A 17,500-nucleotide genomic window follows, 5' to 3' on the forward strand; every position below is an offset into this window, starting at 1 on the left:
GCTTAAATAAAATTAATATGTAAATGTTCCGTATTCACTAGAAATGGTAAGTTGTTTTTTATCGGAGGCTTCTACTCTACCTATTATTTTAGCATCGACATTAAACGATTTTGAAATCTCAATGATAGCATTTGCTATCTCAGGTTTTACATACAACTCCATTCTATGACCACAGTTAAATACTTGATACATTTCTTTCCAATCTGTTTTAGATTGCTCTTGAATGAGTTTAAATAACGGTGGAACTTCGAACATATTATCTTTAACAATATGCAGCTCATCAATAAAATGAAGGATCTTAGTTTGTGCACCACCACTACAATGTACCATACCATGAACAGAATCACTATTGTAGGTGTTTAAAATCGCTTTTATAATTGGAGCGTAGGTTCTTGTTGGCGACAACACTAACTTCCCGGCATCTATTGGAGCATTTTCAACACTGTCTGTTAATTTTGTTTGTCCGGAATAGACCAAATCTTTAGGAACAGCAGCATCATAACTTTCAGGATATTTTTCGGCTAAATACTTTGAAAACACATCGTGCCTAGCAGATGTTAAACCATTGCTTCCCATACCACCATTATATTCGGTTTCGTAAGAGGCTTGTCCAAAAGATTCTAAACCAACAATAACATCACCTGCTACTATATTCGCATTATCAATAACATCTGAACGCTTCATGCGCGCTGTCACTGTAGAATCTACAATAATCGTTCTCACCAAATCTCCAACATCTGCTGTTTCTCCACCAGTTGAGTGAATAGTTACACCAAATGATTTTAAATCTTGAATTAAATCTTCTGTTCCATTGATAATTGCAGAAATGACGTCTCCAGGAATTAAGTTTTTATTTCTTCCTATGGTTGAAGATAGCATTATATTATCTGTTGCACCAACACAAAGCAAATCGTCAATATTCATTATTAATGCGTCTTGAGCAATACCTTTCCAAACTGAGATATCTCCAGTTTCTTTCCAGTACATATAAGCCAATGATGATTTTGTCCCTGCTCCATCAGCATGCATTATTAGACAATAGTCGTTATCATTAGTTAAATAATCTGGAACTATCTTACAGAACGCTTTAGGGAACAACCCTTTATCTATATTTTTAATAGCATTATGGACGTCTTCTTTTGAAGCAGAAACACCTCTTTGCGCATATCTTTTACTCACCGAATTGCTCATGGTACAATTTATTAGTATTGGTGGTGCAAAAATAAGGATTGCGTTTAATTATAAGGAATGATTAGGTTGGAATTAACGCCTATTGAAGCAAAAAAAAAGATAAAACCGAATTATTATCGATTTTATCTTTTTAAATAAAAGGTAAATTTCACCTAATTATTTTATCTTATTTTTTAAGATCTGTTGGTAGCTCTACCTGTACACTCGCAACATCATTATTATTAACATTTTTCAATTCATCTGAATTGTCTTGTGATAAAATAAGAGTTGCTCCAACAAGAATAGCTACACTAAGTAGTAACTTTTTCATTTTTACAAATATTGATTAATAGCCCTACAAAAATACGAAATAAACGTGTTGTAAATCAGACTATCCAGAAATATTTAACATGAAAACACCACCTTTTCGACAACTAGTTTAATGTAATCGACAAACTACACAAAACGCAAATAAATCATCATTCAATGTACGTATAAATACGTATTTCATCATGTAACCTTATTAACTTTAAGTTGTATTCTGCATATTATTTAGTAAACAATAACTCTCTATATTTGGTTAATGGCCACAGCTCATCATCTATCATTATCTCCAGCTTATCACAATGATATCTAATGTCTTCAAACAATGGCTTTACCATATTACAATAGCCATCTGCTCTCTTTTCTAAACTCGTTTCTTTATTACATACTTTTCGGGCTTCTGTCATTTTAGTTACAGTAGTATTAATTGTTTCGATATGTTCTGATATTTCTTCAATTAGTACTAATTGTGCTTTTGCATAATCTTTAAATTTTTCACCATAAATAGATTTAAGACCTGTAACATTTTCTAACAAAATATTTTGATATCTCACAGCTGTTGGTACAACATGATTTCTAGCAATATCAGCAATAACTCTACTTTCTATTTGAATATGAAGACTGTAATCTTCTATTTCTATTTCATAGCGCGATTCGGACTCTACTTTATTCATAACTCCTAAGCTATCAAATAGCTCTATTGTAGATTTCGCTTTTTTAATCTTAAGGGCTTCTGGAGTTGTTTTATTATTACTTAATCCTCGTTTTTTGGCTTCTTTTTCCCAAGCTTCGCTATAACCATTGCCTTCAAAAAGAATCGCTTTAGATGTTTTAATGTATTCTCTTAATACATTAAAAATAGCATCATCCTTTTTCATTGTTTTCTTATCGATTAATTCATCGACTTCAACTTTAAAGTCCTTGAGTTGTTTTGCAACAATAGTACTTAAAACCGTCATTGGATTAGCACAGTTAGCAGTAGAACCAACCGCTCTAAACTCAAACTTATTACCCGTAAAAGCAAATGATGATGTTCTATTTCTATCTGTATTATCTAAAATAACCTCCGGTATTTTACCAACGACATTAAGTTTTAGGTCTGTAATTTCCTTTGGAGATAACTTTCCTTTTGTTACCGTTTCTAGCTCTCCTAGCACTTTAGTCAGTTGCTTTCCTATAAAAATAGAAATAATAGCAGGAGGCGCTTCATTTGCTCCTAATCGATGATCATTACTCGCAGAAGCAATAGCTGCTCTTAGTAATTCTTCATGTGTCTGTACTGCTTTAATGGTATTAATAAAGAAGGTTAAAAATTGAAGATTACTCATTGGTGTTTTTCCAGGAGACAATAAGTTAACTCCTGTATTGGTTGACAAACTCCAGTTATTATGTTTTCCAGAACCGTTAACACCTGCAAATGGTTTTTCGTGCATTAACACAGTAAAACCATGACGTTTAGCAATTTTCTGCATAATATCCATTAAAAGCGTATTATGATCAACTGCCAGATTCGCTTCTTCAAAAATAGGAGCTAATTCAAATTGGTTTGGTGCAACTTCATTATGTCTTGTTTTCACAGGAATACCCAATAACATACATTGGTGTTCTAAATCGCGCATATACGACATTGCTCGCGCTGGAATGGTACCAAAATAATGATCGTCGAGTTGTTGACCTTTGGCAGGTGAGTGTCCCAATAATGTTTTACCTGTAAATAGAATATCTGGTCTAGAACTTGCTAAAGCAGCATCTATTAAAAAATACTCTTGCTCCCACCCTAAGGATGTACTTACGCGCTTTACGTTCTTATCAAAGTATTTACAAACCGCTACAGCTGCATTATCAACAGCCTGTAATGCACGTAAAAGTGGAGTTTTAAAATCTAAGGCTTCACCTGTGTAGGCCACAAAAACAGTTGGAATACATAAAGTTTTATCATAAATAAAAGCAGGTGATGTAGGATCCCATGCTGTATATCCTCTTGCTTCAAACGTGTTTCTAATACCACCATTTGGAAAACTAGAAGCATCTGGCTCTTGTTGTACAAGTTGATTACCTCCAAACTTTTCAATGGCGAGACCATCTCCAATAGTTTCAAAAAATGCATCATGCTTTTCTGCAGTTGCTCCCGTTAATGGCTGAAACCAGTGCGTATAATGTGTGGCTCCTTTAGAAATGGCCCATTCTTTCATTCCTGTAGAAATATGATCTGCCACATGACGATTTATTTTAGTCCCTTTTTCAATAGCTTCCAAAACACTATTTAGCGCTGTCTTAGTTAAATACTGACGCATAGCGACCTCATTAAATACATTTGCTCCGAAAATTTCAGAACGACGTTTCTTATCTTTTATCTTTAGTGGCTTTCTTTTTAAAGATGCTTTTACAGCATGAAATCTAAGTGTTGACATATTATTATTTTTAGAGGTCAAAAATACAATTTTTTTAAAAAATTGTTAGCACACCCACACAAAAATAGGGTCATTGATAAAAATTAAGCAAATACACCATAAATCACCCTCATTTTTTTGATGACAAAGAAATAAAAGTAATATTTGTAACAAATAAATTTTTAATAAAAACACAACAATGAGTAAATCAAAACTAGAGTACATATGGCTAGATGGCCATGAACCAACCCAAAATATGAGAAGCAAAACTAAGGTTGTAGAAGACTTTAGCGGAAAATTAGAAGATTGTGAGATATGGTCTTTTGATGGATCTTCAACTGAGCAAGCTTCTGGTGGTGCTTCGGATTGTTTGTTAAAACCTGTTGCTATATATCCAGATCCTGTAAGAAAGAATGGATTTTTAATTATGTCAGAAGTTTTAAGCGCTGACGGAACTCCACACCCATCTAATGCAAGAGCTACAATTGATGATGACAATGATGATTTCTGGTTTGGATTTGAACAAGAATACTTTTTAATGGATTCTAAAACAGATTTACCATTAGGTTTCCCTAGAGGTGGTTTTCCTGGTCCACAAGGACAATATTATTGTTCTGTTGGAGGACGTTATACTTGGGGAAGAGATATTGTTGAAGAACATGCAGACCTTTGTATAGATGCTGGTTTAAACTTTGAAGGTATTAACCAAGAAGTTGCACCAGGACAATGGGAATTTCAATTATTTGCTAAAGGAGCTAAAAAAGCTGGTGATGAAATTTGGATTGCCAGATACCTTTTAGATCGTTTAACTGAAAAGTATGAGTATTATATTGAGTATCACCCTAAGCCTGTAAAAGGAGATTGGAATGGTTCTGGTATGCACGCTAACTTCTCTAATTCCGTTCTAAGAACATGTGGATCTAAAGAAACTTACGAGAAAATTTGTGAAGCATTTAGACCTGTTACTGATGAACACATGGATGTATATGGTGAATTTAATGATGAACGATTAACTGGTGATCATGAAACAGCTTCTATTAACGATTTTAGTTATGGTGTTTCTGATAGAGGAGCTTCAATCCGAATTCCAATTATTACAGTTGAAAAAGGCTGGAAAGGTTGGTTAGAAGATAGACGACCTGCTTCTAACGGTGATCCATACAAGATTGCAGGTAGAATTATTAAAACCGTAAATAACGCTAAGATTTCTTAATAGTCTTAAGCCTATTATAAATATCAAAAAGTCGTTTAGATTATAAATTCTAAACGACTTTTTTTGTCTATAGCTATCTCTTATAAAAGCCACACACAATAGCGATAGCTGGTCCTTTGCACCACAATTTATTCCATTGATTAAGCGATATATTTTTCTTACAATAATCTTATACCATAGCTGCCCTACCAATTTTACTCTTAGTAATCAGCAAAATACACTCCTCTATATATAATTATTCACTCCTTATATATATATATAACTAAATGAATACAGTGTAATTTCCTTATTTACACCTAACTCACAACAATCTAAATTTCATCGGTTATTTTAACGGTTTAAGGTAAACTCTGTCATTTCATCGAGTATTCCAATACAGTCCTCGTTTTATTTACATCAAAACATCTTTCCTACTTTAACTTCGTGCTTGTTATTAACCAAATTTATGTACTTATGAAAAGAATTACTAAACAGGTGCTTCCAGTTTTATGTGGAGCAGCTATTTTTATGACAATGGGATTAAACGCTCAAGACAGTCCACAAGAAAACTGTAATGCCGTTGAAGTCATTACTTCTACACAAGGAACTACATCAGAAGGAACTGCTGTTAATGCGGATCGTTCAGATGTAAATGCTGCATTACACGCACCAGATAAAGCTAACGAACCTGGAGGTTTTTACTCTTTAGGTATCAACGGAAGTATTACGCTAGAGTTAGGTGGAGCAGTATTCAACCAACCTGGAACTGATATCGCAATTTATGAAACTTCATTTAGTGGAGATAACTGTGGTTCTAGTGATGATGAGCAAGCTTTAATTGAATTATCTCAAGACGGTTCAACATGGGTTGAATATGGTACAATATGCCGTGATGGAGATATTGACCTTGATGCTGTTGACTTAGATTACATTACACAAATCAGAATTACAGATACGACAACTGGATCAGGTGATGGCTATGATTTAGATGGTATTGAAGCAGTTAACGGTTGTGAAGATATTCCTGCTGAAGTTTGTTATGGCTCAGAAGCTTTTGATTACATACCAGGAAAGGATGATAATGGAGAGACTATAAAAACGTTAGAGCGTATGGACACTAACCAAGCTTTAGGAGAACCAGAAATGGATGACACAGTTAATTTTTTATCGTTAGGTCACGGTGGAGAAGTTACTATTAGCTTTGATGGTGTTGTATATAACAACGAAGGTTCAGACATTAGAGTTGTTGAAACTACTTATGACAATGCTTCGTACGCAGCTTACCCAGAATCTGCTGATGTTTACGTTTCTCAAAATGGTATTGACTTTTATTTAATAGGATCAGTACGTACAGGTGATTCAGGAGATTTAGATATTAGTGATGCCCCAATTGCACTAACTTATATTTCAGAAGTAAAGATAATAGACACAACACCTACTGATTCTATTTCTACTGACGGATTCGATTTAGACGGGGTTATAGCTTTAACAGGTTGTAACGAACCAATAGAGCCAACACCAGCAGGTTGTTACCCAGTAGCTTATTTTAACTATGTTGAAGGAACTACAAAAAATGGTGGTGTTATTGACGCTATCAGAACTGAAACTCCAGAAAATGTACTTGGTGTTCCAGAACAAACTGACGAATATGTATTTACTTCACTTGGTTACGGTGGCGAAATCACTTTAACTTTTGGTGGCGCAGTATACAATACAGAAGGACCAGACTTAGTGGTTATTGAAACTACATTCCAAAACACTTGGGGTTGTGATACTTATAAAGAGTATGCTGATGTTTTAGTTTCTGCTGACAATATTAATTATCATTATGCAGGTACTGTATGTAAGTCAAATAATGCAATTGACATTTCAGATGCGGGCGATTTTGACTTCATCAACTATGTGAAAATTGTAAACAATAATGAGCTAACAAAAACTCACGATGGCTATGATTTAGATGGTGTAATTGCTGTTGGAACTTGCGAAGAGTTTAACTATGCAGCTTATGCTGAGGCTCACTACAATGCGCTAAATGTAGAGACATTAGATGCTGAAGAAATTGGATTTAGAACTTACCCTAACCCAACAAACAGTGTTTCATATATTGAATTTACGCCTAATGCAACAGGTGACGTTCTAATCGAAGTATTTGATATAAATGGTCGTAATGTTGGTCAGGTGTTCAATGAAGAAGCTTATCCTGGTAAAGTGTACAAAGCTGAGTTCAATGCTAGTAGTTTAGCTTCAGGTTTATACATTTATAAGATTACAACAGGTAATACAAGTATTACTAAGAAGTTTGTTGTAACTAAATAAATACCGACTTTAAATAGCAATTCTATTTACAAATAAAAAAGCCACCTGAGATTCAATTCTCAGGTGGCTTTCTTTATGACAATACATAAATTTAAATAGTGGCTACCAATTTAAGTGCTATTGCATTCAACATATAGGATTAGTATACAGAAATTTAATGCGTGTAGCACAGTCTATATTAAAGACGCTCGTAAAGATGTTGTTAAAACATACTAGTTATAACTAGGCCGCAGTAAACCTTCTCAAATCAGAGTAGAATCATTTTGTAACTATTACTTATATCGTAATCAATTCGATAAGAAACCTCAACTTTGTAGACCATTTTTTCACATTACAAAAGCAAATGTATCGCTTATTTTAAAGCTAAAAATATAAAAACGATATAGCCACCAAACAATAGCATGCCTTTTATTCTTCCTATTTCAAATCGTTTTGGGATAATTATTAACGGTATTAAAATAGCTGCATAAGCAATCATCCACCAAATGTTAGTTGATAGTATTTCTGGAGTTTCTGGATTCACAGCAATTGGTTTTATAATCGCAGTTAAACCCAAAACAGATGCTATATTAAAAATATTGGACCCAATAAGATTTCCTAAAGATAATGCTTTCTCCTTTTTTAATGCCGCAATTACTGATGCTGCTAGTTCTGGCACACTTGTTCCAATTGCAATAACAGTAACCGAAATTGCATAATCGCTAATACCTACAGTTTCCGCCAAGTCTTTAGCACCTTTTACTAACCACTCAGATCCAAAATACAATCCGGCTGCACCAATCAATAACCACATCCCAATTTTAAAATTAGAAACTACAGCTAAGGCATCGTCTACCTCCTCTAAATTTGCTTTCGTAGATTTCCTAGAACTCCGAATTAAAATAAATAAAAATACAATTAGGGCTACAAACAAAATCGCTCCTTCTAACGCGGTTAAAATGTTGTCATTTAATAAGAAATAATACAACACAAAGGAAATCAACATCATCATTGGCCAATTTAACTTGTAGAAATCTTTATCTACTGCCAATGGAGAGATGATTGCTGTAATACCTAAGACTAGCCCAATATTTGCAATATTAGAACCTATAACATTACCCAAGGATATATCTGACACTCCATCTAAAGCTGCTTGTAAACTCACTAATAACTCAGGTGCAGAAGTTGCAAAAGACACAACTGTCATCCCTATTACCAACTTAGATAGTTTCAGTTTAAATGATAAGCCAACCGACGCTCTCACTAAAAAATCTCCACCAACAACCAACAACGCTAAACCAGCTAATACAAGAAACACACTCATTCTCTATCTAATTTTTTAATATCCCAACTTCTGTTAAAAGCGCAAAGATAATATTTCATTTTCACACTCAATACAACTATATTATTCGTTATGTAACTATATTTATAGTTGTGTAACTAAAAAAATAGTTGTACTTTTGAAGAACACTATTAATAATAGACTTCATTCCTATGCAAAAGCTAACAAACAAAGAAGAAGAAATAATGCATATTTTGTGGAGGCTAGAAAAAGCCTTCGTGAAAGATGTATTAGCAGAGATAACTACAGACAAACCACATTACAACACCTTGTCTACCATAATACGCAATCTTGAAGAAAAAGGATATGTTAGCTACAATGCCTATGGAAAAACACATCAATATTTTCCTATAGTTACAAAGGAGGACTATAAAACCAAGTTTATGAATACCGCTATTGAAAATTATTTTAATAGCTCTTATAAAAACGTGGTTTCCTTTTTTGCTAAAGAAGAAAAAATAAGTGTTGATGAGCTAAAAGAGATTATAGCATTAATAGAAAATAAAAAATAATTATGGAATATCTATTAAAAGCTTCAGCCGTAATCATTTTAATGTATTTGTGTTTTTACGTTTTTCTGAAGAAGGAAACATTTTTTGAACACAACAGATGGTTCCTTTTAATGGGATTACTACTTGCATTGGTTTTTCCGTTAATTGTAATTCCCATCTATGTTCCTATTGAGCCTATCATAACGCAAACAACTACATTTATACCATCTACACCTTCAAGTTTTGTTGCAGCACAACCTTCTACCTCGTTTGATTGGTATAGCCTCATACCTATACTATATGGTATTGGGTTGGTAGTATTTAGCATTCAATTTGTATTTCAGTTTAGTTCTTTAGTTTCACTGCTGTTAAAAAACCCAAAGCGTAAAGACCAACATTTTACTTACGTCATTGTAAACCACAACATCTCACCGTTTTCATTTTTTAAATGGATCATTTATAATCCTGAAACATATGAAAACAAAGAACTTCAACTTATTTTAACGCATGAAAAAATTCATGTTAACCAATTACATTCCATAGATATTCTGTTAACACAATTAGCTTGTGTTGTTTTCTGGTTCAATCCTTTGATTTGGTTATACAGAAAAGAAGTGCGCCAAAACTTAGAATATATTGCTGATTTTAAAAGTCTAAATAGTTCTCATTCTAAAAAGGACTATCAGCATTTATTGTTAAAAACTAGTATTGCTAATCATCACAGCATATTATCTAATAACTTTTATAATTCATCAATCAAAAAACGAATCCTTATGTTAAACAAATCGAGATCAAACAAGAAAAATCAATGGAAATATGTATTTGTATTACCGCTTTTAGCTGGACTCATGATGAGTATGAATTCAGAAACTGTTTATGTTGAAACTCAAACTAACGATTCTAAACAAATCAATACTTTACAATCTAAAGAAACTTCCGCAGCAAAACAAGATTCTATTACATCAGAAACCATTAAGGTAAAGTTCACAAAAAACTCAACTGACAAAAGCATTGACAAAATAAAAACATGGTTAAAGTCTAAAAATGTGACTATGACCATAAAACGTTTGAAGCGCAATAGTCAAAACGAAATTTCAAATATTAATATTGATTTTAAAACACCAAATGGCACCGCAAATTATAGTGTTAAAGACACAGAAGGTATTAACCCTTTCGAATTTAAAGTGACTGATGATGGAAATTTTAGTGTTGGAGCAATTCAAGATGACAATCATATAAAAACAATGCTTATCGTTGAAGAAATCCACAATCAGTCGCAAAGCGGTCAAAAGCAAGCTATAGATCAAGACAGTATAGTGGTAATTGTCGAAGACAGTACATATATAAAAACTCAAACATCGAAAAACAATACATTCTTTAAGAATATGAAAACCACTAAGAATGCGCAAGACAGTATATATTTCTCTATAGATTCTTCAGAGGTAAAACGTCTAACTAATGAGACATCTGATTTTTATTATGAAGATGGATCACAACCTGAAATCATAAGTAAAGACATTGTAATCTATGATGCTACAAACAAAAAAACTTATAGTACTCAAAACAATTATTTTCAAAACCCAAAACCATTAGTCCTTTTTAATGGCAAAGAAGTTTCATCGGATTATTTAAAATCTATTTCTCCTGAAAATATTGAGAGCGTAACTGTTTTAAAAGACGAGAAAGCTATTCATAAATATGGCGAAAAAGGTAAAAATGGTGTCATTGAATTAACAACAAAAGAAAATGTCGTCATCACAAAGAAAGATAATCTAGAGCAGATTACGAGATCTGAAATTACAAGTGTAACTTTTATAGATGATGAAGATGCTTCAAAAAATGCCTCTATCGCATATATTTCAAAATACACTACAGATGAAGTATTAGACAATCATAAAATGAATCTCAAAAACAATGGAATTACTGTTAAATACTCAAAATTAAAACGCAATAAAGCTGGAGAAATTACCAGCATAAAAATTAGTTTGGACGATAAAGACGGTAGCAAAGCTAGCGCAACCTGGAAAGTAAACGACGGTATTCCAAATATAGAATATGGTAAGTCTGATGGTGCATTAATTGCTAGAACAAAACAACCATAGCTAGTTCTTTTCTATTAAAAATAAAAAGCCAAACTAAAATCATTCAGTTTGGCTTTCTAATGTATTAAGGATTTTTATTACTCTACAATAACCTTCTTAATCACAGAACGATTATCACTCGTTAGTTTTAAAAGGTATATTCCTGAAGCAACCTCTAAATCTACAAACTCTTCAATTCCTTGAACACGCTTTAAAAGTTTTCCATCCATAGCGTACACTTCGATATCTGCTGTAGCATTTAAACCAGAAAAATAAACACGTCCTGCTGTAGGATTAGGGTGAATAGCAACTTTAAGTGCTGTAGCATCATCTACACTTAATGGTTGGTTCCATGTTTCACCAATCATATTTCCCCAAATATATTCTATCATATCTGGCTGGTCTATAAACGGGTTTCTATTCTTCTGCCATTCATAAATTACGTTATTTCTATTCATTTCAAAATCGTCTGGTGGATCATTTCTGTGCCATTCTAACAATGTTTCTAAATCACCAAACTGTCCAACATTCCCTTCCGGAAAACCGTTCACTATTTCTAACCCATTGTAACGCACTGCCATATAAAAAACACCCCTTGCGACATCACCTTTAAACATTCCAGCAGTACCTGTTGGCCCATTATATTCACCGTAAAACTGATTATTTCTACTACTGTTCTCAGGACCATCTGCAGCTCTTAAAGCGTGTACATCAGAGTTACCATGACGTAAAGAATCTGCTTCTGTTGTCCAATAAATATCAATACCATCTGCGATTTCATCTTCTTCTATACTATAAAAGCCACCTCGAGATCTCGGAAACGTATGTTCTCTATTCCATTTCCCAGTGCTTAATGAACTCGATTGAATGTCTAACTTAGGTCTACCTTCCTCTAAATAAACCAACCAAACCTGATTACTATGAGCAGGATTTTGATCTGCCTCTTTTAAAATATCATTAACATCTGCATAGGTCTGTGCTCTAACCACATTTGGGTCTGCTACAATGTCTTGTAACGCTTGTCTTAATGCAAGATCTTCCAAACCATCTAAACTATTATAGTAACCATTTGGTTGTGTACTTTCAACAATACCATATGTAGGATCTAATGGTGTTCCCCAAGCGGCAACTGTCCAATCATTATCTACAACACGTACTTCAACATCTCCATTATTAGCGACAATAGGTTCTACTAAATCTAAAAATCTAATTTTTAAAACCTCATCACCTTCATCTAATTCATCATCAATTAGTGTAATTGTAGTACTTGTCGTATTCTCACCTGTTAAGATTGTTAAACTTGTATTTCCTGTATAATCGGAGGTATTAAATCCGTAATTATCTAAACTTATATTGAAATTTAAATCCGAAGTCATGTTGGTATCTGCTGTGAATGTGATCTCAAAATCATCCCCTTCACCTATTTGTGTTTCTAATACAGAAATATGAATCGCATTTATGGCAATACCAGAGCCATCATTCTCTCTTCTTGGAGTTGGAGTTGCCGACGCATATGTTTCAACTCCCATCTCATCTACAAATCGCTGAATTGATTTTGGGTTAGCATTAGTACCACTGTCATTGTGTTGCGTAGTTTCACCAAGCTTATCTAATAAGCCAGTAGCATCAGCATCATTTGTCCCATAAACCATCGCATCAATTAAATTGTCTTGAGTTGCTAATGTTTCTTCTGGGAAGTCAAAAATTGAAGCTTGATAAATACCAACAGCATCTGGCCCATTCTGAATCACATTTTCAGACATTAAGGCCTGCGGAAAAGGCGTTATGTTAGAACTCCCTATAACTAACAACCCGTTAATATCTGTTGTTAACCCATTTAAGTCATATGTAAAATAGCTGCGATCACCACCACTACTCGATCCGTTAAAAAAAACTAATATATAACCATCGGTTGAAAAGTTTGGAGTTTCAGATTTTAACTCAATAAACTCATGAGTATCAATGCCAGGACTATCGGCTTCTAGTTCGTTAATTATTAAAACTTGAGACCAGCTCAACCCAGAAATTAATAACAATACTGCAAACGTAATTTTTTTCATCTCTATATTTTTTACAAAGATAGAATATTATTAAGTCTAACTGTTATGCATAAATTAAATACAAAAAATAGACGACTTAAAACATGAAATTTATCAGTTTATCAAAACTTAAAAACAATGAAATATAAGAAAATGAGTGTTTTAGACACAAAACACCTCTACGATTTTTAAAACAAGCCTAAAACAGCCCTTAAAAACCATAAAATCGAAACCACAAACACATTATAAGGTTTTAATATGAAACTTTTCTATAGACAGCTTATAAAATATCGAAACACAAACAATCTTTTTAGTTATAAATTAGAATTCAATTTCATTGATTTATACTAAAACATTTGGAACAATACAGGTTTAGATTATATATTGAAAACTCAATCAAACAAACAGTGTATTTTATTAACCTTTAAAACCAAAAAAATTATGATGACACTAACAAACCTAATTATTGAATTTATTTTAGTAATAATCTAAATTTCAACCAAACCACCAATCAAAACATGTAAAACTTAGTTCTAGAATAAGTTTTACTATTTTTGCTAAAGATTTAAAATTCAACTTACAATGAAAACTAAAATCTTTAAACTTCTGGCAAAACTTAACAAAGCCATACTTCCATCTTATACCAAAAAACAATTAGACCTTAGCAAAGCGTCTAAACTACAACTTGCTATAATAGGTTGGCGCGTTTATGTTACTAAAAATGCATTGCATAATTAAAACTTAACGTTTTACTCCTCTGTATAAAGGCAACCTCAGCGTTTAAACAATTATTTCATAAATATTAAAAGTATTTCTTTACAACGGCCTTTAGGCATTAAGAATACTCAAAACAGCGTTTATTTGCAATCCTAAGTTTAAGACAACTTTAAGACTATAGATTTTATTAGGCTGCTCTGTCGTATTATCTTTAGTACATTAACACAAAAACCAATTAATTATGAAAACATTATATGAAACGACCACAAAAGCTGAAGGAGGTAGAGCAGGACATATTACGTCTGAAGATGGTCCTTTAGATCATAATCTTTCCGTGCCAAAAGCAATGGGAGGCGATGGTGGAAACGGTACAAACCCTGAACAACTTTTTGGAGCTGCTTACGGAGCATGTTTTGGCGGAGCGATACAAGCCATTGCTGAAAACGAAAAGATAACTATAGATAACGAAGCATTAAGTGTATCTGCGACCATAGGATTTTGTAAAGACGATGATGGTTTTTTCTTAGAAGCCACTTTAGATTGTTACATTCCAGGAGTGGATTTAAAAACAGGTGAAGACTTAGTAGAAAAAGCACACGAAATTTGCCCTTTTAGTAAGGCGACACGAGATAATATTACAGTAAATTTAAATTTATTGATAGACGAATAAGTGGTCATTTCACAAACTAAATACATTATAAAACCACGTAAATCATTTTTTAGACTTGCGTGGTTTTTTATATGTTTTGGGCAAATAATGTGAAAAAGAGATAAATAAAAAGGGCTTCAATTTCTTGAAACCCTTATAAACACTAGTGACCTCGACAGGATTCAAACCTGTAACCTCTTGAGCCGTAATCAAGTGCGCTATTCAGTTGCGCCACGAGGCCGTTTTAAGTGGGTGCAAATATAATACTTTTATTAAATCATAGCCAAACTATTTAATTCAAATTTTTAAATTACTATTTTTGAAGTATGATTTCAAAAGAACTACTCGAACCTTTTCATTACTTATTCGATTCAGAAACAATCGATAATATAGCTAATGTTGCTTTATTAAAATCTTTTAAAAAAGCAGATATTATTATAGATATTGGTCAAGATTTAAAATTCATTCCACTTTTAATCAAAGGAAACATTAAAGTTTTACGCGAAGATAATGATGGAGATGAACTTTTGCTGTATGTTTTAGAATCTGGAGACACATGTGCCATGTCATTAACCTGTTGCATGGTTAAGTCTGTAAGTAAAATTAGAGCCATTGCAGATGAAGACGCAACAGTTATAATGATACCTATTGAAAATATGAAATTGTGGTTTAACTCTAATGAGAGCTGGAGAAACTTCATACTACAAAGTTATCAAATTCGATTTGACGAAATGCTAGAAACCATTGACACGCTCGCATTTATGAAAATGGATGAACGCTTATTCAAATACCTTACAGATCAAGTAAAACTATCTGCATCCACAAGTTTAGAAATCACACACCAAGAAATTGCGGAAGATTTAAATACGTCTCGAGTCGTCATTTCGCGTTTATTAAAACAATTAGAGCGAGAGAATAAAATTGAACTTGGAAGAAACAAAATTCTTGTCTTAGAATTTTAGTAACTTTTAACGCACAGTCTAAACTACAGAACCCTATTATTTATTGAATCAAATTAAAATTATGGATTATATTTTACAACCTTGGCCTTGGTATGTTTCCGGACCATGTATTGCAATCGTTATGTATCTACTACTCTATTTTGGCAAAACCTTTGGGATGTCATCTAACCTTAGAACTATGTGTGCTATGGGAGGAGCCGGAAAACGTGTTGCCTTTTTCAATTACGATTGGCAAAACCATAAATGGAACTTAGTCGTCGTTTTAGGCGCTATTGTTGGCGGTTTTATTGCCCACTATCTATTGTCAAACCCCATAAATATGGATTTGAGTGAAGCCACTATAAAAGATTTGTCTGCACTTGGATTTAGTGATTTTGGGCAAAGCTTATTACCTCCAGAATTATTTAGTTGGGATGCCGTCTTTAGTATTAAAGGCATTTCTATACTTGTTGTTGGCGGATTTCTTGTTGGCTTTGGTACACGTTACGCAGGTGGTTGCACTTCTGGCCACGCCATCACAGGATTAAGTAGTTTACAACTACCCTCACTTATTGCTGTTATAGGTTTCTTTGTCGGAGGCTTAATTATGATTCACCTTATTTTTCCAATTCTCTTTTAATTATGGGTAAGTATATAAAATTTTTTAGCGTAGGTATTTTCTTCGGAATTGTTTTAGTAAAGTCTGAAGCTGTATCGTGGTATCGTATTTTTGAAATGTTTAAGTTTCAATCCTTTCATATGTATGGCATCATAGGAACAGCCGTTACAACAGGTATTATTATCCTTTTACTTTCAAAAAATAAAAAAATTAAAACCACAGAAGGCAAATCGTTGAGAGTACCTTTAAAAGACCGTGGTTTTACCCGATATATGCTAGGAGGTATAATCTTTGGATTAGGCTGGGCTTTATCTGGTGCATGTCCTGGACCAATGTACATTCTAATTGGCACAGGAGCTTTTTCAATTCTAATTGTTATTGCTGCAGCATTATTAGGCACTTATGTTTACGGATTATTAAAAGATAAATTACCACATTAAAATGGAACTCGTTGAGATTTTAGGTTATATCGGCGCACTAATTGTTGGACTTGTTTTAGGTCTAATAGGCGGAGGAGGTTCTATTTTAACGGTGCCTATTTTAGTATATTTTTTAAATTTCAGTCCAATAGTTGCTACTGGCTATTCACTATTTGTTGTTGGTAGTACGGCTTTAGTCGGTACCGTTAGAAACATAAAGAAAAATAGTATTGATTTTAAAACTGCTATCATATTTGCCATACCCTCCATAATTACAATCTTTATGGTAAGAAGCTTAGTTATACCTAACTTACCAGAAGTGATTTTTACTCTAGGTGGTTTTTCACTTACCAATTCACTTTTAATTATGTTGATATTTTCTATTACGATGCTATTAGCAGGTTGGTCAATGATTAAATCCAAAAACGTTATTAGTGAAGATACCGTTAAACAATTTGATAGCTCACACTATTTTGCAATTGGTACACAAGCCATTGGAATAGGTGCATTAGCAGGCTTAGTTGGTGCTGGAGGCGGATTTTTAATTGTACCTGCATTAGTTCTATTGGTAAAACTACCGATTAAAAAAGCGATAAGTACATCCTTATTTATTATTGCCATACAATCGCTAATAGGATTTTTAGGCGATTTAAAAACCCTGAATATCAACTGGGAATTTTTAATTACGTTTACCCTTATTTCTATTATTGGAATTTTTATAGGATTAGCATTATCAAAAAAAATAAGTGCCAAACGTTTAAAAAGAGGCTTTGGATACTTTACGATAGTCATGGCAATATACATCTTGTTTAAAGAGCTCTTTTAACACAG

At 33.2% G+C, this 17,500-nt stretch carries 15 protein-coding genes and 1 tRNA gene; 10 read left to right on the top strand and 6 right to left on the bottom strand.

What is annotated here, in order from left to right:
• Positions 1-12: 12 nt before the first annotated feature.
• From K1X16_RS02705 to K1X16_RS02715, 3 genes are all read right to left on the bottom strand, one after another.
• Positions 13-1,191: an AIR synthase related protein gene (locus K1X16_RS02705; protein ID WP_225034962.1), complete on the bottom strand. Its 1,179-nt coding sequence runs from the start codon at positions 1,189-1,191 to the stop codon at positions 13-15.
• 166 nt (positions 1,192-1,357) lie between these two features.
• A complete protein-coding gene (locus K1X16_RS02710) occupies positions 1,358-1,501 on the bottom strand; it encodes a hypothetical protein (RefSeq protein ID WP_195869617.1) in 144 nt (47 codons plus the stop codon).
• A 217-nt stretch (positions 1,502-1,718) separates the two neighbouring features.
• Positions 1,719-3,905 carry a glutamine synthetase III gene (locus K1X16_RS02715; RefSeq protein WP_195869618.1) on the bottom strand — a complete coding sequence of 729 codons (2,187 nt, stop codon included), beginning with the start codon at positions 3,903-3,905 and terminating at the stop codon, positions 1,719-1,721.
• 178 nt (positions 3,906-4,083) lie between these two features.
• On the opposite strand from K1X16_RS02715, the gene K1X16_RS02720 reads away from it, so the two are divergent.
• Together K1X16_RS02720 and K1X16_RS02725 are read left to right on the top strand one after the other, a co-directional pair.
• Entirely contained in the window at positions 4,084-5,097 is a 1,014-nt protein-coding gene (locus tag K1X16_RS02720) for a glutamine synthetase beta-grasp domain-containing protein (protein WP_195869619.1), read from the top strand.
• A 453-nt stretch (positions 5,098-5,550) separates the two neighbouring features.
• Positions 5,551-7,392, top strand: a complete 1,842-nt coding sequence (locus tag K1X16_RS02725) for a T9SS type A sorting domain-containing protein (RefSeq protein WP_195869620.1) — start codon at positions 5,551-5,553, stop codon at positions 7,390-7,392.
• A gap of 352 nt (positions 7,393-7,744) precedes the next feature.
• Here K1X16_RS02725 and K1X16_RS02730 read toward each other — a convergent pair whose 3' ends face one another.
• Positions 7,745-8,695: a calcium/sodium antiporter gene (locus K1X16_RS02730; RefSeq protein ID WP_195869621.1), complete on the bottom strand. Its 951-nt coding sequence runs from the start codon at positions 8,693-8,695 to the stop codon at positions 7,745-7,747.
• A 170-nt stretch (positions 8,696-8,865) separates the two neighbouring features.
• On the opposite strand from K1X16_RS02730, the gene K1X16_RS02735 reads away from it, so the two are divergent.
• Positions 8,866-9,225: a BlaI/MecI/CopY family transcriptional regulator gene (locus K1X16_RS02735; protein WP_195869622.1), complete on the top strand. Its 360-nt coding sequence runs from the start codon at positions 8,866-8,868 to the stop codon at positions 9,223-9,225.
• Between the two features lie 2 nt (positions 9,226-9,227).
• Positions 9,228-11,306 (top strand): M56 family metallopeptidase, encoded by a 2,079-nt coding sequence (locus K1X16_RS02740; RefSeq protein WP_225034963.1) that lies wholly within the window; start codon positions 9,228-9,230, stop codon positions 11,304-11,306.
• A 77-nt stretch (positions 11,307-11,383) separates the two neighbouring features.
• On the opposite strand, the gene K1X16_RS02745 is transcribed toward K1X16_RS02740, so the two are convergent.
• Positions 11,384-13,345: an endonuclease gene (locus tag K1X16_RS02745; RefSeq protein ID WP_225034964.1), complete on the bottom strand. Its 1,962-nt coding sequence runs from the start codon at positions 13,343-13,345 to the stop codon at positions 11,384-11,386.
• A gap of 561 nt (positions 13,346-13,906) precedes the next feature.
• Between K1X16_RS02745 and K1X16_RS02750 the strand changes: the two genes are divergently transcribed.
• Positions 13,907-14,062 carry an SsrA-binding protein gene (locus K1X16_RS02750; protein ID WP_195869625.1) on the top strand — a complete coding sequence of 52 codons (156 nt, stop codon included), beginning with the start codon at positions 13,907-13,909 and terminating at the stop codon, positions 14,060-14,062.
• Between the two features lie 220 nt (positions 14,063-14,282).
• Positions 14,283-14,711, top strand: coding sequence for an organic hydroperoxide resistance protein (locus tag K1X16_RS02755; protein ID WP_195869626.1), 429 nt, complete (start codon positions 14,283-14,285; stop codon positions 14,709-14,711).
• Positions 14,712-14,857: 146 nt separating this feature from the next.
• Here the strand turns inward: K1X16_RS02755 and K1X16_RS02760 are convergent.
• Positions 14,858-14,931: transfer RNA gene (locus K1X16_RS02760), tRNA-Arg, on the bottom strand.
• 85 nt (positions 14,932-15,016) lie between these two features.
• Here K1X16_RS02760 and K1X16_RS02765 point away from each other — a divergent pair.
• The 4 genes from K1X16_RS02765 (at position 15,017) to K1X16_RS02780 (ending at position 17,495) form a co-directional block, all read left to right on the top strand.
• Positions 15,017-15,652, top strand: a complete 636-nt coding sequence (locus K1X16_RS02765; protein ID WP_195869627.1) for a Crp/Fnr family transcriptional regulator — start codon at positions 15,017-15,019, stop codon at positions 15,650-15,652.
• Positions 15,653-15,713: 61 nt separating this feature from the next.
• Positions 15,714-16,271 (top strand): YeeE/YedE family protein, encoded by a 558-nt coding sequence (locus K1X16_RS02770; protein ID WP_225034965.1) that lies wholly within the window; start codon positions 15,714-15,716, stop codon positions 16,269-16,271.
• Positions 16,272-16,273: 2 nt separating this feature from the next.
• Positions 16,274-16,690: a DUF6691 family protein gene (locus tag K1X16_RS02775; protein WP_195869629.1), complete on the top strand. Its 417-nt coding sequence runs from the start codon at positions 16,274-16,276 to the stop codon at positions 16,688-16,690.
• A 1-nt stretch (position 16,691) separates the two neighbouring features.
• Positions 16,692-17,495, top strand: coding sequence for a sulfite exporter TauE/SafE family protein (locus tag K1X16_RS02780; protein ID WP_225034966.1), 804 nt, complete (start codon positions 16,692-16,694; stop codon positions 17,493-17,495).
• The last annotated feature ends 5 nt before the right edge of the window (positions 17,496-17,500 follow it).

It is taken from the genome of Winogradskyella sp. SM1960 (assembly GCF_020179375.1).
Lineage (GTDB): Bacteria > Bacteroidota > Bacteroidia > Flavobacteriales > Flavobacteriaceae > Winogradskyella > Winogradskyella marina.